We start from the raw sequence: 18,202 nt of genomic DNA, 5'->3' as shown, positions 1-18,202 counted from the left end.
CGCAATCGTCGTCGAGAACGTGGGTTACGGTGCCACCTACGCCGCACCGATCGCCAAAGACGTGATGGAGACGGCGCTGCAAAGCATCGGGAATTCCGGGAGTTGATCGAAGAGCGGATTTTCAATAACCGCTACCGCCTCGATCGCAAGCTCGGTGAGGGCGGAATGGCTACTGTTTACTGCGGCACCGATACGCTGCTCCGCCGCCGGGTCGCCATCAAAGTGCTGCGGGAGCAGTACGCAGCCGACGACGAGTTCGTGCGCCGCTTCTATCAGGAGGCCGAATCGGCCGCGAAGCTCTCCCATCCGAACATCGTCAACACGTTCGACGTCGGGCGGCAGGACGATACCTATTACATCGTCATGGAGTTGGTCGACGGCCCGTCGCTGGCTGAGATCATTGCCGCTGACGGTCGTCTGCCCGAGCCGGTCGCTATCGATTACGCCGCGCAGATCGCCAGCGGCCTCGCCTACGCCCACCGCCAAGGGCTCCTGCATCGCGACATCAAGCCCGCGAATATCTTGGTCACCAAAGACGACGTCGTGAAGCTCTCCGATTTCGGCATCGCGCGCGCCGTCTCACAGCAGACGATGGCGCTGACCAAGCCGGGTTTGGTCATGGGAAGCGTTTATTACATCTCGCCCGAGCAGGCGCAAGAGCACGAAGTCCACGAGACCTCCGATCTCTACAGCCTGGGCATCGTGCTCTATCAGATGCTGACGGGCAGCCTGCCGTTCACGGGCGAATCGCCGGTGACCGTCGCGCTCAAGCACATCGGCGATCCCGTGCCGGTCATCGACACGCACACCACCGAAGTCAGCCCGGCGCTCGCGGCGATCGTCAACCGGCTCCTGCAGAAGAATCCCGAGCGCCGCTTTCAGTCGGCAAGCGAGCTTGCGACCGCGCTGCGCGAGGCACGCGAGCGTCCCAGCATTCCGAGCTTCCGCATTGCCGACGACGCACCCGGGAGACGCTCGCCCTCGCGCGGCTCGTTGCCGCCGCGGCGGTCGCCGATGCCCGACCGCCGGGACCTCGAGGAATTCGAGGCTCCCGCATCGGGCCGACGGGCGTGGATCGCGGCGGGACTCCTGCTCGCGCTCATCGCCGCAACTGCAATCGGTTATACGCTCTTCGGGCGTCCGTTGCCGACGCTCGCCCCCGGCATCACCGTCGACGATTATACCGGGATGACGCAGGCACAAGCACAGGAAGCCGTCGTGAACGCCGGCCTGCGCACGCGCTTTACGAAGACCGCGAGCGAGACGGTTGCTGCCGATCACGTAATCCGTCAGCAGCCGGCCGCCGGTACGAAGGTCGAAAAGAACCAGGTCGTCGAGCTTTTCATCAGCAACGGCAAGCCGCTGCTCGGGCTCGATGACGTTCGCGGGTTCAGCGTGAACGATGCGCAGCGCACCCTGCAGCAACACGGATTCGCGGTGACGCTCGCGCGACGCTTCGACAACACGATCCGGGACAACGTGATCGATCAGCGCCCCAAACCCGGCGCCAAGGTTTTCGAAGGAAGCCGCGTGACGCTGATCGTCTCCGACGGTCCGGCACCGATCCTCATTCCGAGCTTCATCGGAATGACGCTCGAGAAGGCGCAAGCCCGGGCCAACTCGCTGGGGATAACGCTGGACTCGACGCAGCACATCGTGGGTAACCCGCCCGATACGATCGCATCGCAGAGCATCGCCGCCGGCAGCAAGGTCGATAAGAACGCGATCCTGCACGTCGTCGTCAACAGCGGCCTTCCGGCGAACGCCGCGACTCCGCCGGCGTCGGGCCCGATGGCCGATGTCCCCACCGTTATGGGCCTCCCGTACAACGATGCCGCTCAAACGCTGACGCAAGCCGGCTTCCACCCGACCGTGCAGTACGCGCAGCAGAGCACGGGCAACGGCACGATCGTTTCGCAAGATCCATCAGGCGGTCAGGCGGCGCAGGGCAGCAATATTACGATTACCCTGTCGGTCTCGGGGCAAGTGCCCGATACCGACGGAATGACGCCGGCCAAAGCGTACGACACGCTCTCGGCCTTCGGTTACCAGGTTTCCAAGCGCGAGTATACGACGAGCGTCGGTGCCGACGGCAAGGTCGTTGGGACGATGCCGCCGGTGGGCACGCCGCTGGCCCCGGGCTCGTCGGTGACGATCACCATCAACGGAACGCCGCCGCCCTGAGCAAAGTACGCTCTCTGCGAATCCTCGGTATCGACCCGGCACTACGAACGACCGGCTACGGCGCGATCGAACTTCGCGACGGAACGCTGCATTTGCTCGAAGCAGGCGTCGTCGCGCCGCAGGCGCGCGGCACGCTCGAGCAGCGGCTGCGCGAACTGCACGCCGGCATTTCGGAAGTCATCGCGCAGGTCGAGCCCGGTTGGATCGTCATCGAGGACCTGTATACGAGCTATAAGAACCCGCGCACCGCGGTCCTGATGGGTCACGCTCGCGGGGTGCTCTGCCTGGCCGGCGCGCAAGCCGGGATCGAGGTGCACACGCTCGGCCACGCGCACGTCAAACGCGCGCTCGTCGGTTCCGGCAGCGCCCGCAAGGCGCAGGTCAACGCGATGATCACGCGTTTGCTGCGGCTGCAGCGCGCGCCCAAACCCGACGACGTCTCCGATGCGTTGGCACTGGCGCTGGCCTTCGTCAACGTGATCCGCAGCCCGCTGGGCCCGGCTCGTGTTCGCTAGAATCTCGGGCTCGCTCGTCGAGCGTGCCGGCGATACCGCGATCGTCGAAGCCGCCGGCCTCGGATACGAAATCGTCTTGCCGCCCTGCATCGCCGACAAGCTGCCCCTGCGCGCGGGGGAACGCGTTGCCTTGGAGATCTACGCCGTCCTCAATATGGACGGCAACAGCGGCCGCTTCACGTATTACGGATTCACCAACGCGATCGAGCGCGAGTTCTTCGAAGCGCTCTTGACGGTCTCGTCGATCGGTCCGCGCTCCGCGGCGCGGGCGTTCTCCCTGCCGATGTCGACGATCGCTGCCGCGATCGATCGCGGCGACTACGCGCTGCTCAAGACGCTTCCCGGCATCGGCCAGCAAAAAGCACGGGACGTCGTCGCGAAGCTGCAGGGAAAGGTGACGAAGTTCTTGCTCATCCAGGACGCGCCGCAGCCGGAGCCGATCGCCATTCCCGACTTTGCCGACGAAGCGCTGGCCGTGCTCGTGCAGCTCGGCTATCGGCGTGCCGAGGGCGAGGCGATGACTCGTCAGACGCTCGAGCGCAGACCCGATATCGATCAAGCGGAGGATTTGCTCGCGGAGATATACCGCTCGAAGTCGGCGAAGGACACGGTATGAGCGACTCGGGCGCGCGCCGGCGGCTGCTGGGCCCATCCGACGTCACGCCGCAGCCGGAGCAATCATCCGCGCGCGATCGCATCGTCGATCCGCACGACGCGTTGGAGGAGGAAGTCTTCGGCGCGAGCCTGCGTCCCCGTTGCTTCGAAGAGTACGTCGGGCAAGAGCGCGTCGTGGAGAACTTGCGGATCGCGATCGACGCCGCCAAGCGCCGCGGCGAGCCGCTCGAGCACGTCCTCTTTTACGGGCCGCCGGGCCTCGGCAAGACGACCCTGGCCGGCCTAATCGCCCGCGAACTGAACGCGAACTTTCGTCCGACGAGCGGCCCAACACTGGAGAAGCCCAAGGACCTCGTCGGCATTCTCACTTCGCTGGAGCGCGGCGACGTGTTCTTCGTCGACGAAGTGCACCGGCTCGGACGCGTCGTCGAAGAGTTTCTCTACCCCGCGATGGAGGATTTTCAGATCGACTTCGTGGTCGATCGCGGCACCTACGCAAAGACGTTGAAGCTGCCGCTGCAGCACTTTACCCTCGTCGGTGCGACGACGCGCGCGGGCATGCTGACGGCACCGCTGCGCGAGCGCTTCGGCATCGTCCATCATCTCGATTACTACGGCGTGGCGGAGCTGGAACGGATCGTCCGCCGTTCGGCCAACGTTCTGGGCGTGCCGATCGACCCCGAAGCGGCGCACACGATCGCGGCGCGCAGCCGTGGAACCCCGCGGGTTGCCAACCGATTGCTGCGGCGAGTTCGCGACTTTGCCGAAGTCCGCGCGGAGGGACACATCACCGTCGCCGTTGCCGACGAGGCGCTGCACCGCGAGGGCGTCGACGAATCCGGGCTCGACCGGCTCGATCGCGCGTTCTTGCAGACGCTCGTCGTGCAGTATCGCGGCGGCCCGGCGGGCATTGCGGCGATCGCGGCCTCGCTCACCGAAGACGCCGAGACGCTCGAAGACGTCGTCGAGCCGTACTTGCTCAAATCGGGTTTCATCACGCGCACGGCGAGCGGCCGGCGCGCAACGCCGGCAGCCTTCCGCCATCTAGGCATCGTGGGAGGGAAACCATCGCAGGAGCGGCTGCTGTAAGATGGCGCTGACGAACATCAAGCGCGGGGCGTTTCTGATGCTCGCGGCTGCGCCGATGCTAACGGGACGAGCGCAGGCGCAGAGCGACGCCGATCCCGCGAGCAGTTCCACGCGGCCCGCGCTGCGCGTCCTGCTCGGATCCGGCGACGCCTCCGCGTCGTCCGGCGGAACGTTTTCCTACAATGGCCGCTTCTACCGCGGCAGCTTTACGCGCGACAGCGAGGGACGGGTCGTAAACCTGGTCGATATCGAGGAGTATCTCTACAGCGTCGTTCCGAGCGAGATGGCGGCGCGCTGGCCGGCGCCGGCGCTGCAAGCGCAGGCGATCTGCTCGCGCACGTACGTCCTGCAGCGCAGCGATCCGCGCCGCGCGTACGATCTGGTTCCCTCTGAGCTCAACCAGGTCTATCACGGCGTTGCGGGTGAGTCTGCAGATGCCACCGCAGCCGTCGACGCGACGGCGGGACGGGTGCTGACCTTCAACGGTACTTTCGCGCAGATCGCGTACTCCTCATGTTGCGGCGGACATACCGAGGCTTCTGCTGAGGCCTGGAATACGACGCCGATTCCCTACCTGCAGGGCGTCGTCTGCACGTGGTGCACCGACTCGCCGAACTATCGTTGGAACGCAACGCTGGCGCTCGACGCGATCGCTGCGCGCTACGCGCCGCAATTGGCGCCGTTCGGGAATCTTACGAGCATCGCGATCGCGGCGCGCGACGGCAGCGGTCGCGCGCGGAGCTTCACGCTGCTCGGCCAGCACGGCAGTCTTACGGTACGAGGCAGCGCGTTCCGGATGGCGGTCGGCCCGCGGACGCTGCGCAGCCTGCTCGTCCTCGATCTGCAGCCGCGGGTGGCAGGCGGCGTCGCGGTCGATGGCGGCGGGTTGGGGCACGGCGTCGGCCTCTGTCAGTGGGGTGCGCGCGGAATGGCGCTGCAGAACCGGGGCGCCGAAGAGATCCTCGCGCAGTACTTCCCGCAAACGAAAGTCGATTATCTCAATCGATGAGAGCCTGGCAGCCGCCTACGACTACACGCTGCCGCAGGAACTCATCGCGCAGTCACCCGCACCGGTCCGCGACGCCAGCCGGCTGCTGGTCCTGGACGGTTCACACCTCGACCATCGCGCGTTTCACGAACTGCCGAAGCTCCTGCGCGAGGGCGACCTCCTAGTCCTCAACGAGACGCGCGTGATTCCCGCGCGCATCTTCGGACGTTCTGCCGGCGGAAGCGCCCGTATCGAACTGCTGCTGCTCCATCCGGCGCGATCGCTCGCGTACGACCGTAATGCGCGGCGCTGGATCGCCTTGACCAAACCGGCCCGCCGCCTGCGCGCGGGGACGCGAATTCTCTTCGAAAAGTTCGGCGAAGCCCTCGTTACCGGCGAGCTCGCGGAGGGGCTACGCGAGATCGAATTCGACCTGCGAGTGCCGTTCGAGCAGTTTTTGGCCGATGCGGGCGAGATGCCGCTGCCGCCGTATATTCGCGGGCGCTCCGCGCAAGCGCAGGGGCGCTATCAAAGCGTCTTCGCGCGCGTTCCGGGAAGCGTCGCGGCACCGACGGCTTCGCTGCATTTTACGCCGGAGCTCCTGGTTTCGCTCGCTTCGCGCGGGATCGAGGTCGTGCGCGTGACGCTCAACGTCGGGCTGGGCACGTTCCGTCCAGTGACGGCGGAGCGAATCGACGATCACGCGATGCACGCCGAGGCCTACACGCTCGGTACGGAGGCAGCAGAAGCGATCGTCCGCGCGCAGCGCGCGGCGCGGCGCGTCGTCGCCGTCGGAACGACCGTCGTCCGCGCGCTCGAAGGGAACGCCGCCTCCTTCGGGCATCTAACGCCCGGTGAGCACGCGACCGAACTCTTCATTCGCCCCGGCTTCGACTTCCGCGTCGTCGACGCGATGATCACGAACTTCCACTTGCCGCGCTCCACGCTTTTGATGCTGGTCAGCGCGTTCGCCGGCCGCGCCAACGTCTTGCGAGCCTATGCGCAGGCGGTCGAGGATCGCTACCGTTTCTACTCGTTCGGCGATGCGATGCTCGTTGCGAGGCAACGATGCGATACGTAACGTTTGAACGTTACGGCTCGCCGGAGGTTCTGCACGTCGCAGAGAGGCCGCCGCCAGAGCCGGCTCCCGGAGAGGTGCTGATCGAGGTTCAGGCCGCGGGCATCTCGCGCGCCGACGTGATGCAGCGCCAAGGAAACTATCCGCCGCCGCGCGACGCTTCGCCGATTCTCGGCCTGGAGGTGGCGGGCGCCGTCGCTTCGGTCGGTACGAGCGTTTCGCGTTGGAAAGCGGGCGACCGCGTCTGCGCGCTGACCAACGGCGGCGGCTACGCCGAGTTCGTCGCCGTGGCGCAGGGACAAGTTCTGCCCATTCCACAGGGCTGGAGCGCCGTCGAAGCGGCGACGCTGCCCGAGAACGCGTTTACCGTCTACGACAACCTCTTCACCCGAGGCCGGCTCAAACGCGGCGAGTCGGTTCTCGTGCACGGCGGAACGAGCGGAATCGGCTCGACCGCCATTATGTTCGCGCTCGCATTCGGCGCGACGCCCTACGCCACCGCGGGCGGTGCGGAGAAGGTCGAAGCCTGCCTGCGGCTCGGAGCGAAGGCCGCAATCGATTACCGAACGAGCGATTTCGTCGCCGAGATCGCGCGCCTGACCTCCGGCGCCGGCGTCGACGTCGTCTTCGATATCGTCGGCGGCGACTACGTCGCGCGCGACATCGAGTGCCTATCGCCCGACGGCCGCGTCGTCTGCATCGCGACGCAACGCGGACGCGGCGTCGAGATCGATCTCCACCGGCTGCTTGCCAAGCGCGCGACGATCATGGGTTCGAGCCTGCGTCCGCGTACGGCCGAGCAGAAGGCCGCGATCGCCCGCGAACTGGAGCGCCATATCTGGCCGCTCCTTCCCCGGCGCGATCCGATCGTGCCGGTCGTCGACGCAGTCTTTCCGTTCGCGCGCGCGGCCGAGGCTCACGCGCGCATGGAGAGCAGCGCGCACATCGGGAAGCTCGTTCTAACGCCGAATTAGTGGTAGATCCATTGCGACATCGACGTCGGCCCAGTTGCCATGAAGAAGATCATCGGAATCGAGAGCAGCGTATTGACGCGAGAGCCAAGGAATGCCACTCGCCGCGCCTTGGCCTTTTCCGCGTCGGTCGCAGAAACCAGGCCTAGGACTTTCTTCTGATTTCTCCAGATGACGCCCCAAACGTTGAGCAGCATGATCGTGCCCAGCCAGGCTCCCAGACCGATCGGCGCCATTGGCCCTTGCAGGGTAAACGCGGCGACGAAACCATTGCCGCTGGGCGCCTCATAACTGCCTAAAAGCGCGGCGCCGAAGATCCACGTAACGACGGCGCCCCAGCGAAAGAAGAAGAGCGCCCGCGGCATGACGTACTTGGAGATCGGGCCGGCCTCGCCGGCCGCGGCGGCTTCCTTCATCGCCTCGGCGTTGACGAAATTGAAGAAGTAGAGCAGGCCGATCCACATGATGCCGGCCAGGATATGGAACCAGCGAAAGATCCAGTCGGTGTGCGCGGTCATGCACCGGCTCCCATCGAGTGCGAGACGATTGCTCTGGCGATCGCCCAGAGAATCGCGGTCAGAACGAAGCCGCTGATGACGGTGCCCCAGATCGAGTCCAATGGATTTTTCACGTAAACCTCCTCGGATCCGCGGTGCGAATCGATGGTGTTGCGCGTTACGGCGGTGTGTCCTTTTTGAAGCCTTCCAACGAGTTCGGGTGGGCGACGATCGTCTTGGCGTTGGTGTACCAGACGAGGCCCGGAGGCGCGGCGCGCTGCTTTCGGACGTGCTTTCGCAGCGTGTAGTCGACGGGCGCGGCATTCGCCTCTTTGGCCTTGGAGTAGAAGGCCGCCAGCGAAGCTGCCGTCGCGAGATCTTTTTCGGGCACGCTCGTGCGGTCGTCGCGGGAGAGGATGACGTGCGCGCCGGGCACGCCTTTGGCGTGAAACCACAGATCGTTGGGCCGCGCGACCCGGAACGTAAGCTCGGCGTTCTCCGAGGGCGAGCGTCCGATCGCGATACGCGAGCCGGATGCGGTGCGCAGCTCGAGAACCTGGCGTTTTTTCTTGCGCGCAGCGCGTCGCCCCGGCGGCTCGCGGCGCCGCAGCAGGAGATCCACCGCCGCCTCGACGTCGCCGAAATCTTCGGCCGCGGTGCGCTCCGCTTCCCAGCGCAGCGTCTCGATCGCTCCACGGGATTCTTCGATCGCACGCCGGCGTTGCGCGAGGTGCGGAAGGCTGTTCCCTAGCTTGCGGTATTCGGCGAAGAGCTCGGTCGCGAGCTCCTTCGCCGGCTCTCGTTCGGCCGGCGTGCGCGTATGCAGCGTCGCAAAAATCTCTTCGCCTTGCGAACGCATCTCCTCGCGGCGTTCGGCGGCATCGCGTTTGCCGCGCAAGCGCTCGAGCTCGCGCTGCAGCCGCTCGTCGCGCTCGCCAAGCCGCTTGAGCAGCGCGTCGCGCCGGCGCCGGCCGCGTTCGTTCTCCGCGCGCGCGCTCTGCTCGCGGCGAAGCTGCGCGAAGATATCGATCAGCGAGTTTTCGCGGGTTACCGTGCTGCCTTCGCCGGCCTCCAACGGCACCGGGTAGGCGGCCACGATCTTTGCATCGCGCCGGTAAACGTAGAGCGGCTCGCCCGTTTCGACGTCGCGGTCGCCGGCCGGCGCGAGCGTACGCGGCGATGCCGGCAGCGGGGGCACGGCGTACGGCGCGCCGACCTGCACGGCACGGCGCGAGTTCTCCGACGGCGCGAACTCTTTGCGCGCGGCGACGACGATCTCACCCTTGACCAGCACGATATTGCCGAAACGCGGGACCAATTCGATGTAGAGGTCGAGCTCCTCGCCGACCCCAAAGCGCGAGCGCGTCGCGAAGCGCAAGCGCAACAGCCGGTCGAAGCGGCGTGAGGAGATGCCTTGGAGGACCATTCCTTGCAGCGCTCGCGAAAGCGCGCGGACGAAGCCGGGTTCTTCGAGGATTGCGAGTTCGGCCTCCTCGAGCGTCAGCAGCGGCGGCGACGCGAAGAGATCGATCGCCAACACGTGGAGTCTGCGGTGGGAGCGAAAGACGAGCGCCACGCGCCCGTCGTCGAGCAGCCCGGCCTCTTCGATTCGCCCGCCTCGCAGCCGCTCGTCGAGTTCGCGAGCGAGGCGCCCGATAAGGACCCAATCGGTTAGCATCAAACCTTCCCATTCGTGAAGACGCCAATCATCGTTGCCGCTTTGGTTCTGGCGGCGTGCAGCAGTGCCTCGCCGGCTCCCAAGGGTTGGACGCCGGTGCCGGGAGCAAGGAATCTCTGGTCGACCGGCAGCGGCGCGCAACGCCAAGAGTACGCGTACAGCAGGCAGACGTTTGCGGGTCAACTCTCGGATCTCTCCTCGCGAGTGACGATCGACGTATTGCTGAAGACTCGCGGAGCGCGGCTGCGCAGCAGCAATCCACTGGCGCCCTGCCCCGGGGCGGCCGGCCTCGCGACCTTCACCTTGCCCGGCGAGCGCGTGCTGCAAGAGGGCTTCGCCGTCCACGACGGGCAGGCGGTGCGCGCCGCCTACACCCGCCCCGCGAGCGTTCCGGCCGACCCGAACGTCGCCGCCGCGATGCAATCGGCGCTCTGTTAGGCCGCGACGTGGCTCGCTTCGATCTCTCGCCCGTATCGACGGACCAAACCCACCATGGCGTCGACGATCCGCGCTTCGCCTACATTCTTCCCGACGACCAGATGGCGCAGGGAAGCACGATCGGAGCGCCGCGCTGCTGCATGGTCATCAAGCCGACCGGCGCAATTCAGAGGGTGTTCACTCCGGATGCCGGTCTCGATTTTTTCGGGGCCGTCCAAGTGCACTACTGGGATCGACGCAGCCGCATCCGTCTCACTCCGCTTCCCGGCGAGTTTCACATTCATCCCGAGCGGCAAGATCACGTGTATACGCTCGACAACGGCATTCACGTTCACGACGAGCTCTTCGCCTACAACGACCGCTGGCAGGGTGACGACATCCCGCCGCCGGCGGTCTACTTTCGCGTCCGTCTGCACAACCCGTCCAACCAGCCGGTGAGTCTGGATGCCTACGCCTTTGCGCAGCTGCGGGGAAACACACGCCACGATCTCGTCGCGGAGTACGACGCCGAACTCGGCGGAATCGTCGCGTGGAACGAGGAGGCGCCAAACCAGCTTCGGCTCTTTGCATCGCTGGGTGAGATCGCCGGGTGGGAGGTCAACGACGATCCGGGAAAGGCGCGGTCACAGCTCTCGCCGGGCGCGCTCTCGAACCAGGTACAGGCGCAGGACGATCCGATCGGCGCGCTCGCGGTCGCGGTGGATCTCGCCCCCGGAGCCAGCCGCTGGATCGAGTTCCTGTGCGTGCTTTCGACCAAATCGCGCGACGACTTGCGCGCGGCGCGCCGCCGATGCCCTTCGGGAGCGCAAGCGAAACAGCAAACGACGGACTACTACTGGAGTTACCTGCAGCGCTCGGTTTTGCGCACGCCGAATCGGAACGTCAACCACGGCGTTCTCTGGGCGAAGGCCAACATGCTTCGGGTCCAGACCTACGCCCCGACCGGCTGGTGCTTCACGAACGATCCGACTCGCAGCAACAACAGCGTCGGGCGGGATACGGCGTGGATGGCCTTCGGAGCGGATTACGTCAACCATCACTTCGCCCGCGAGTGCCTCGACGCGTATTTCCGGCTGCAGCAGCCCTGCGGGAAGATCGTCGAGTACTACGACGTGCGCAACGACGAAAGCGACGACTACGGGCTCAACGTCAACGACGACACTCCGCTTATCGTTATCGCCCTTTGGCATCACTACGCCGCGACCCGCAACGACGAATATCTCCGCCGGCGGTACCCCAACGCGGTGGCGGCGATGGAGTACATGCTTTCGCAACGCAACGACGACGGCCTGATCTGGTGTACGTCGACCAAGGAGATGGAGTGGGGCATCGTCGGCTGGCGCAACGTCATCCAGAATTACCGGATCAGCGGCGCGTCGACCGAGATCAACTCCGAGTGCTACGCCGCGCTGCTCTCCGTCGCGGAGATGGCTCGAGTTCTCGGAGAGTCCGCGGCCTGCGCGAAGTATCTCGCCGAGGCCCACGCGCTCCAGACGGCGATCAACACCCACCTCGTCAATCCCGAGAACGGGCTCTATCTGCTCGCGATCGACGTCGACGGAACCAAACGGACGGAGGTGACCGCCGATTTGGTCTTCCCGGTGCTCTTCGGCGTCGCGCCGCCGGACCGCGCTGCGCGGATCATCGGTGCGCTGCGCGACGCCGCGTTCTGGACCGACGCCGGGATCCGGACGGTCCCTCGCGACGCGCTCTCGTACGGGCCGGTCCACGGCTTCGGTTTGCTCGGCGGCGTCTGGGTAGCGGTCACCTACTGGTTTGCCTTCGCGGCGGCGAAGTACGAGCCGGGCTCGATGGCCGAGGCGCTCGCCAGCGCCTTCCGGCACTTTTCGATCGATCCGCGGCGCAATAATACCGTGCCGGGCCAGTTTGCCGAGTGGCTGCACGGCGAGATCCTCTCAAACGAAGGGATGATGCTCTCGCCCTGGGACGCGCCGCGCTATCTCTGGGCCGCGATCGAGGGCGCCGGCGGTCTCCATATCATCGGCGCCGAGGCGCGCATCGAGCCGTCGCTCGCCGACGAGTGGCGCTGGCTGGCCGCGGTCAGCGTCCCCTTTCGGGACGGCTTCATCGCCTGGATCGCCTGCCGGATGCCCGACGGCCTCCACCTCTTCACGACCTCAGAGCTCAACTCGAGCTACAAAACGACCAGGTACGCGAAGGACATCTCCAACTCGGCGCGGGTCGCGGAGCCTTCGGCGACGCTGGTTGCCTTCACCGGGGAGCAAGGCTCGATACTCTTTGTCGGCAACTCAACGACCCGTTCGCTGGTCACGTCCGCCTCGCTGGACTCGCTCGAGGGCGATGCCTACGACGTCCGCCTCTTTTCGACCGTTTCCAACGAGTGGGAGAAGCTTGGGCGGCTTAGCAAGCAGGCGATTTCCGATGGCATCGCCATCATCGTCAGCGCGGGCGGCTTCGCTCTGTTGGACATCTCGGCATAGGTCACGGAGGGGCCGAGCGTGAAGGTGGCCAGCAGTTGATCACGGGGCCGGGTTTGCTGTTCGTGGTGTCGGGGCCGTCTGGAGCCGGCAAAGACACCTTGGTAGAGGCGCTGCGCCGGCGGCGGCCCACGCTGAGGTATTCGGTCTCGGCGACGACCCGGGAACCGCGTGCCGACGAGCTCAACGGGGAGCACTACTTCTTCGTTGCGCAAGAAGAGTTCGAGCGGCTTCGTCTCGCGGGTCTCCTGCTGGAGTCGCGCGAGTACAACGGCAACCTTTATGGGACGCCGCGGGATTACATCGAGCAGAGCTTGACCGAGGGATACGACGTCATCATGAAGCCCGAGGTCAACGGCGCGCTCGCCGTGCAATCGGCTTTTCCGGATGCCGTGCTGATCTTTCTCGTTCCGGACCGTTTCTCGAACCTTCGCGAGCGTCTGCTTGCGCGGCGGACCGAGACGAACGAGGAGATTGCCCGGCGGCTCGAAATTGCGACTCGCGAGATGAAGTTCATCCGCAAGTTCGACTACATCGTGGTCAACGAACAGGATCGTTCCGAGCAAGCCGTACGCGACCTCGAGGCGATTTTGCAGGCGGAGCGCTTTCGCATCCACCGCTACCCCGACGACTCGCTGCAGCGCGTCGAGTCGTCATAAGTGTCATCGTTACGAAAGGAATTATGAGCAAAACCGTATTCGGGGATCTCGACGCGCTCTTGGAGCATGCCGATTCGAAGTTCAGCCTGGTCAACATCGTCACCAAACGAGCCCGCCAGTTGAACAACTGGATCCGCATTCAGCAGCTTCCCGCCACCGACCGGCGCGAGTACTTCGCCAGCGAGCCGCTGGTGGACCGCGAGACGATCAATCCCAACAAGCCGGTCTCGATCGCGCTCGACGAGATCGCCGATGGAAAGATCGACTACCGCCGCACGAGGGAAGGAATCAAGTAAACCGGCGTGTGCGGGATAGTCGGGTATATTGGTCAGCGCGATAGTGTCCCCATTATTCTGGACGCCTTGGGGCGTCTGGAGTACCGGGGTTACGACAGCGCTGGGATCGCCGTTATCGATGCCGAGGGGAATCTCTGCGGCTCCAAGGCCGAAGGCAAGCTTTCGCGCTTGGCAGAGCGCCTGCGTAACGGCGAGTCGCTTTCGGGCGCCGTAGGGATCGGCCACACCCGCTGGGCGACGCACGGGCCGCCCTCCGACGCCAACGCCCACCCGCACCTCGACTGCGGCGGAAAGATCGCCGTCGTTCACAACGGCATCATCGAAAACTATGCCGCGCTGCGCGCCCGTTTGATCGAGCTCGGCCACGCCTTCAAAAGCCAGACCGATACCGAAGTGCTGGCACACCTCATCGAGCTGCACTACGACGGCAACCTCGAAGAAGCGCTTCGCCGCACGCTGCGCGAGGTTCGCGGAGCCTACGCGCTCGGCGTTATCTCGAGCGACGATCCGGAGCATCTGGTCTTTGCGCGCAACGGAGCGAGCCCGTTGATTCTGGGGATCGGCGAGGGCGAGATGTACGTCGCGTCCGATACGCCGGCAATCCTGCCCTACACGCGGCGTGAGGTCGTGCTGCACGAAGGAGAGATCGCCGTGGTCGGCCGCGACGGGTTCGCGCTCTCCGATTACTCCGGCGCGCGGGTCTCGCGCGATCCCATCTCGATCACCTGGGACGCCGGGTCGGCGGAGAAGAGCGGCTTCAAACACTTCATGCTCAAGGAGATCTTCGAACAGCCGCAGGTCATCAAGGAGACAATGAGCGGACGGATCGACGGGCTCGCGGACGTCCATCTGGAAGCAGAGCTCGCGAAGCTTGCGCCCGAGCGCCTCCGGCACTTGAGCAAAATCGCGATCACCGGCTGCGGCACCGCGTACCACGCCGGCCTGGTCGGCATGTATCTGCTGCGGTCCTTGGTCCGGTTGCCGGTCGAGATGGAGCTCGCCAGCGAGTTTCGTTACGGCGACCCCGTGATCGACCCGACGACGCTCGTAATTGCAATGTCGCAGTCGGGCGAGACGGCCGACACAATCGAGGCGGTCAAGATCGCGCAGCAGTCGGGGAGCGGCGTGCTCGGGATCTGCAACGTCCTGGGTTCGCACCTCACGCGTCTCGCCGACGGGATGCTCTACACGCGAGGCGGTCCGGAGATCGGCGTGGCGGCGACGAAAACCTACGTGTCACAGGTGATCGTGCTGACGCTCTTCGCGCTCTACCTCGCGCGGCTGCGTGGCACTGCCGACCAGGCGCGCCTGCGGGAAATCGCCGACGGCACGAAACTCTTACCCGCGGCCGTCGACGTCGTGCTCAACACCTCGGATGAGATCCGGCGGGTCGCGCGCGAACTGCGTAAAGCGCAGAGCGTCCTCTTCCTGGGCCGGTTCGTCAACTTTCCGACGGCGCTCGAAGGTGCGCTCAAGCTCAAGGAGATCTCGTACATCCACGCCGAGGGCTACTCGGCCGGCGAGATGAAACACGGGCCGATCGCCCTGCTCGATTCGACCGTGCCCGTTGTCGGAATCGTCACCGAGGATCGCGTCCGTGAGAAGATGCTCTCGAATTTGATGGAATCGAAGGCGCGCGAAGCGCCGGTCGTCGCGGTCGCCAACTACGGAGACGAAGAGGTCCGCAATATCGCCGATCACGTGTTTTGGGTGCCGCGCGTCGACGAGCTCCTCTCCCCGATCGTCAACGTCATTCCGCTGCAGCTGCTGGCGTACCACATCGCCGACATCGAAGGCAAAGACGTCGACCAGCCGCGCAACCTGGCGAAGACCGTCACCGTCGAGTAATGCTTCGCGCCGACCGGCGACGGTCCGACGAACTGCGACCGGTCTCGATCGAGCCCGGCTTCCTAAAGTACGCGGAGGGAAGCGCGCTGATTAGCCTTGGCAACACGCGGGTGCTCTGCGCTGCGTCGGTCGAAGATCGCGTGCCGATGTGGATGAAGGGCCGCGGCGTCGGCTGGGTGACGGCGGAGTACGCAATGCTTCCCCGCGCGACCCAAGAGCGCAACCAGCGCGAGGTCGCCAAGGGCCGCCTCGGCGGGCGAACGCACGAGATCCAGCGGATCATCGGCCGCGCGCTGCGCGCGGTCACCGACACCGCAAAGCTCGGCGAGCGCACGCTCTGGCTTGACTGCGACGTCCTGCAGGCCGATGGCGGAACCCGCACCGCGGCCGTCACCGGCGCGTACGTGGCGCTCGAACTGGCCCTGCGGACGCGCTTCGACCCGGCCGATCGCGCAAAGTGGCCGCTGGAAGGAATGGTCGCCGCGACGAGCGTCGGCATCGTCGGCGGCGCGCCGCTGCTCGACCTCGCGTACGACGAGGATAGTCAGGCATTGGTCGATATGAACGTTTTCATGACCGATGCCGGACGATACGTCGAGCTCCAGGGCACCGCGGAGGCACGGCCCTTCGACCGGCGCGAACTCGACGCGCTGCTCGGGCTTGCCGAGGGTGGAATCCGGCAACTCTTCGACGTGCAGCGCGCGGCGCTGAACGCGCACGTTCATGCCGGTTGACGACGCGCTTCGACGGCTCGTCGCGCAGGTCGGCGCATTCCACATCACCGATCGTGCGATGCGTGACGCGCAGCGTTCGATCGAAGCCGCGCTGGGCGCCGGCGAGCCCGCCGACGATGTGTGCGCAGCTTACTGCCAGGCCGTACGCCGTTATTTCGAAGGCTTCGATCGCGAGGCGCGCGCGCATCTGCGCGACGTCGACCGCCGGCTCGAACGGCTGAACCAAATTCACTTTAACTACAGCGCCGAGCGCGGCGTCGCGGTCAAACGAATCGAGGCGACGCAGGCGCTGCTGCACGCGCTCGCGACGGTGCGGGGCGCCGCCTCGTGAGGCTCCTGGCGCGCGTCGGCCGCGCGACCAACGATTTCTTCGAATATACCGGCGGCCTGACGCTGCTCTCTGCCGAATCTGCCGGCTTTCTAGTCCGCCTGCGCATTCGCGTGGGGGAGACGATCTCGCAGTGCGCCCTGCTCGGCGTGCAGTCGCTGGTGATCGTCGTTCTCACTTCGCTCTTCACCGGCATGGTGATCTCGCTCGAGTCGGCACAGCAAGCGGTCGCGTACGGCTTTTCGAACCTCGTCGGCGGTGCGGTCGCCTACGCCTCGGTGCGCGAGCTGGGGCCGATGCTGACGGCCGTCGTCGTCGCCGGCCGCGTCGGCGCGGCGATTGCCGCGGAGCTCGGCTCGATGGTCGTTACCGAGCAGATCGAGGCGCTGCGCTCGATGGGCCTGGAACCCTCGCGCTTCCTCGTCGTGCCGCGATTGCTCGCGCTGCTGCTGATGCTGCCGCTGCTCACGATCTTCGCCGACGTCGTCTCTATTCTCGGCGGTGCCTGGATCGCGCAGGAGTACGCGCATATCCCCTTCGATTCGTTCATGGCGTCGGTTCGCGAATCGATCGGCTTCGTCGACGTGATCAAAGGCTTGGTAAAAACCTTCGTCTTTGCGACGATCATCGCGATGGTCGGCGCCTATCAGGGGCTTTCGACGCGCGGCGGCGCAGCGGGCGTGGGCAAATCGACAACCTTCTCCGTTGTCCTGGCGATCATCCTGATCTTCGCCTCCAACTTCGTCCTCTCGTTCCTGCTCTTCAACAAATGAACGACGGAGAGCGCAAGCTTCTTGCCCGCATCGACGACGTCGATCTCGCATTTGGCGAACGTATCGTGCTGCGGAACTGCAGCCTCGATATCAAGGAGCGCGCAATCACCTGCATCATCGGCCTATCCGGAGCCGGCAAGTCGACGATTCTGCGTTTGCTCGACGGTTTGATTGCGCCCGACACGGGTCACATCTATCTGCTCGGCCACGACCTCTGCCACATGTCCGAAGAGAAGCTCAATCAACTGCGGCAGAAGATCGGCTTCTCGTTTCAGTTCGCGGCGCTGCTCGATAGCCTAACCGTCGGGGAGAACGTCGCGCTGCCCCTCGAGGAGCATTCAAAGCTCTCGCGTTCGGAGATCCGCCGCACGGTTCTCGATGCCCTCGATAGCGTCGGCCTGCTGCACGCCTACGACGATCTTCCGGCCGAGCTCTCCGGCGGCATGCTCAAGCGTGCCGGTTTCGCGCGCGCGATCGTTACCCGCCCCGAGCTCGTGCTCTACGACGAGCCAACGACGGGGCTCGATCCGATCGTCAGCAAGCTGATCACCGAGACGATTTTGAAGCTTCGGGCAAAACTCAATGGCACGGCGGTCGTCATCTCACACGACCTTCCATCGATCTTTGCGATGGCCGACTATATCGCGATGCTGTTCGAGGGCGCGATCATCGCCTACGACACCGCCGATCGCATCCGTAACTCCTCAAACCCGATCGTGCAGCAGTTTCTCCAGGGTTCCGAAGCCGGCCCGATCCCGATTTAGAGCCGGTCAGCTCCTGAGTTTCCCGCTACCGGCGGCGAAGGCACGCACCGTGGTCGTGCAAGAAGCTGCCCATCGTTGCCGGCGCGATGCGCGCAAAGAGCCGGCGCAAGGAGATCTCGACGACGGAGGATTCGCTGACGCGATGTTTTGCGGCGATGCTGCGCAGTTCTTCGGCGACTTCCGCGGCGATATTGACGGTGAAGCGCTGCGCATCGGCCGGCGTGCCGATGAGCTCTGAGATGCTGCTGCCTGTGCGGCCGTCACGTCTGTTTCGCATAATTGTTGCCC

General features: G+C 65.4%; 19 protein-coding genes. 16 read left to right on the top strand and 3 right to left on the bottom strand.

All coding sequences use genetic code 11. From position 1 onward, the window contains the following. Positions 1-102 precede the first annotated feature (102 nt). From pknB to VGG51_06420, 7 genes are read left to right on the top strand one after another with little or no spacing between them, the layout of a single operon-like run. Complete coding sequence (gene pknB, locus VGG51_06450; protein HEY1882664.1) at positions 103-2,184, top strand: Stk1 family PASTA domain-containing Ser/Thr kinase; 2,082 nt, start codon at positions 103-105, stop codon at positions 2,182-2,184. After that, complete coding sequence (gene ruvC / locus VGG51_06445; GenBank protein ID HEY1882663.1) at positions 2,181-2,699, top strand: crossover junction endodeoxyribonuclease RuvC; 519 nt, start codon at positions 2,181-2,183, stop codon at positions 2,697-2,699. Before pknB ends, ruvC begins: the two co-directional genes overlap by 4 nt. Beyond that, a complete protein-coding gene (gene ruvA, locus VGG51_06440) occupies positions 2,689-3,315 on the top strand; it encodes a Holliday junction branch migration protein RuvA (protein HEY1882662.1) in 627 nt (208 codons plus the stop codon). Before ruvC ends, ruvA begins: the two co-directional genes overlap by 11 nt. Further along, a complete protein-coding gene (gene ruvB, locus VGG51_06435) occupies positions 3,312-4,403 on the top strand; it encodes a Holliday junction branch migration DNA helicase RuvB (GenBank protein HEY1882661.1) in 1,092 nt (363 codons plus the stop codon). Before ruvA ends, ruvB begins: the two co-directional genes overlap by 4 nt. 1 nt (position 4,404) lies before the next feature. Beyond that, positions 4,405-5,412, top strand: a complete 1,008-nt coding sequence (locus tag VGG51_06430; GenBank protein HEY1882660.1) for a SpoIID/LytB domain-containing protein — start codon at positions 4,405-4,407, stop codon at positions 5,410-5,412. After that, positions 5,321-6,472, top strand: coding sequence for a tRNA preQ1(34) S-adenosylmethionine ribosyltransferase-isomerase QueA (gene queA, locus VGG51_06425; GenBank protein ID HEY1882659.1), 1,152 nt, complete (start codon positions 5,321-5,323; stop codon positions 6,470-6,472). The genes VGG51_06430 and queA overlap by 92 nt, the downstream gene beginning before the upstream one ends. Beyond that, the gene (locus VGG51_06420; GenBank protein HEY1882658.1) at positions 6,460-7,443 is read left to right on the top strand and encodes an NAD(P)H-quinone oxidoreductase; all 984 of its coding nucleotides are present in this window, start codon (positions 6,460-6,462) and stop codon (positions 7,441-7,443) included. The genes queA and VGG51_06420 overlap by 13 nt, the downstream gene beginning before the upstream one ends. Here VGG51_06420 and VGG51_06415 read toward each other — a convergent pair. After that, the gene (locus VGG51_06415) at positions 7,440-7,958 is read right to left on the bottom strand and encodes a urate hydroxylase PuuD (GenBank protein ID HEY1882657.1); all 519 of its coding nucleotides are present in this window, start codon (positions 7,956-7,958) and stop codon (positions 7,440-7,442) included. The genes VGG51_06420 and VGG51_06415 overlap by 4 nt on opposite strands. A 157-nt stretch (positions 7,959-8,115) precedes the next feature. Continuing rightward, complete coding sequence (locus VGG51_06410) at positions 8,116-9,615, bottom strand: NFACT RNA binding domain-containing protein (GenBank protein HEY1882656.1); 1,500 nt, start codon at positions 9,613-9,615, stop codon at positions 8,116-8,118. Between the two features lie 15 nt (positions 9,616-9,630). Here VGG51_06410 and VGG51_06405 point away from each other — a divergent pair, with 15 nt between their 5' ends. The 9 genes from VGG51_06405 to VGG51_06365 all read left to right on the top strand — a co-directional run bounded on the left by VGG51_06405 (position 9,631) and on the right by VGG51_06365 (position 17,914). Beyond that, complete coding sequence (locus VGG51_06405) at positions 9,631-10,053, top strand: hypothetical protein (protein HEY1882655.1); 423 nt, start codon at positions 9,631-9,633, stop codon at positions 10,051-10,053. An 8-nt stretch (positions 10,054-10,061) separates the two neighbouring features. Then, positions 10,062-12,515, top strand: a complete 2,454-nt coding sequence (locus tag VGG51_06400) for a GH116 family glycosyl hydrolase (GenBank protein ID HEY1882654.1) — start codon at positions 10,062-10,064, stop codon at positions 12,513-12,515. A gap of 62 nt (positions 12,516-12,577) precedes the next feature. Next, positions 12,578-13,171 carry a guanylate kinase gene (gmk, locus tag VGG51_06395; GenBank protein ID HEY1882653.1) on the top strand — a complete coding sequence of 198 codons (594 nt, stop codon included), beginning with the start codon at positions 12,578-12,580 and terminating at the stop codon, positions 13,169-13,171. 23 nt (positions 13,172-13,194) lie between these two features. Then, positions 13,195-13,467 (top strand): DNA-directed RNA polymerase subunit omega, encoded by a 273-nt coding sequence (gene rpoZ, locus VGG51_06390; GenBank protein HEY1882652.1) that lies wholly within the window; start codon positions 13,195-13,197, stop codon positions 13,465-13,467. A 6-nt stretch (positions 13,468-13,473) separates the two neighbouring features. Beyond that, positions 13,474-15,315, top strand: a complete 1,842-nt coding sequence (glmS, locus tag VGG51_06385) for a glutamine--fructose-6-phosphate transaminase (isomerizing) (protein ID HEY1882651.1) — start codon at positions 13,474-13,476, stop codon at positions 15,313-15,315. Further along, positions 15,315-16,049 carry a ribonuclease PH gene (rph, locus tag VGG51_06380; GenBank protein ID HEY1882650.1) on the top strand — a complete coding sequence of 245 codons (735 nt, stop codon included), beginning with the start codon at positions 15,315-15,317 and terminating at the stop codon, positions 16,047-16,049. The genes glmS and rph overlap by 1 nt, the downstream gene beginning before the upstream one ends. Next, positions 16,039-16,380, top strand: a complete 342-nt coding sequence (locus tag VGG51_06375; GenBank protein ID HEY1882649.1) for a hypothetical protein — start codon at positions 16,039-16,041, stop codon at positions 16,378-16,380. Before rph ends, VGG51_06375 begins: the two co-directional genes overlap by 11 nt. Further along, positions 16,377-17,150: an ABC transporter permease gene (locus VGG51_06370; protein HEY1882648.1), complete on the top strand. Its 774-nt coding sequence runs from the start codon at positions 16,377-16,379 to the stop codon at positions 17,148-17,150. The genes VGG51_06375 and VGG51_06370 overlap by 4 nt, the downstream gene beginning before the upstream one ends. Further along, entirely contained in the window at positions 17,147-17,914 is a 768-nt protein-coding gene (locus VGG51_06365) for an ATP-binding cassette domain-containing protein (GenBank protein ID HEY1882647.1), read from the top strand. Before VGG51_06370 ends, VGG51_06365 begins: the two co-directional genes overlap by 4 nt. A gap of 25 nt (positions 17,915-17,939) precedes the next feature. On the opposite strand, the gene VGG51_06360 is transcribed toward VGG51_06365, so the two are convergent. Next, positions 17,940-18,191 (bottom strand): hypothetical protein, encoded by a 252-nt coding sequence (locus tag VGG51_06360; protein ID HEY1882646.1) that lies wholly within the window; start codon positions 18,189-18,191, stop codon positions 17,940-17,942. Between the last annotated feature and the right edge of the window lie 11 nt (positions 18,192-18,202).

The organism is Candidatus Cybelea sp. (assembly GCA_036489315.1).
Taxonomy (GTDB): Bacteria; Vulcanimicrobiota; Vulcanimicrobiia; order Vulcanimicrobiales; family Vulcanimicrobiaceae; genus Cybelea.
The sequence above is the reverse complement of the archived record's forward strand: the minus strand, read 5'-3'. Positions and strand labels throughout refer to the sequence as shown.

Excerpts from the sequence above, each read along its gene's own strand:
- VGG51_06360 (HEY1882646.1), bottom strand. The coding sequence starts at position 18,191 with ATGCGAAACAGACGTGACGGCCGCACAGGCAGCAGCATCTCAGAGCTC.
- rph (HEY1882650.1), top strand. The coding sequence starts at position 15,315 with ATGCTTCGCGCCGACCGGCGACGGTCCGACGAACTGCGACCGGTCTCG.
- rpoZ (HEY1882652.1), top strand. The coding sequence starts at position 13,195 with ATGAGCAAAACCGTATTCGGGGATCTCGACGCGCTCTTGGAGCATGCC.
- VGG51_06415 (HEY1882657.1), bottom strand. The coding sequence starts at position 7,958 with ATGACCGCGCACACCGACTGGATCTTTCGCTGGTTCCATATCCTGGCC.
- VGG51_06365 (HEY1882647.1), top strand. The coding sequence starts at position 17,147 with ATGAACGACGGAGAGCGCAAGCTTCTTGCCCGCATCGACGACGTCGAT.
- VGG51_06410 (HEY1882656.1), bottom strand. The coding sequence starts at position 9,615 with ATGCTAACCGATTGGGTCCTTATCGGGCGCCTCGCTCGCGAACTCGAC.
- VGG51_06375 (HEY1882649.1), top strand. The coding sequence starts at position 16,039 with ATGCCGGTTGACGACGCGCTTCGACGGCTCGTCGCGCAGGTCGGCGCA.
- VGG51_06430 (HEY1882660.1), top strand. The coding sequence starts at position 4,405 with ATGGCGCTGACGAACATCAAGCGCGGGGCGTTTCTGATGCTCGCGGCT.
- ruvB (HEY1882661.1), top strand. The coding sequence starts at position 3,312 with ATGAGCGACTCGGGCGCGCGCCGGCGGCTGCTGGGCCCATCCGACGTC.
- VGG51_06420 (HEY1882658.1), top strand. The coding sequence starts at position 6,460 with ATGCGATACGTAACGTTTGAACGTTACGGCTCGCCGGAGGTTCTGCAC.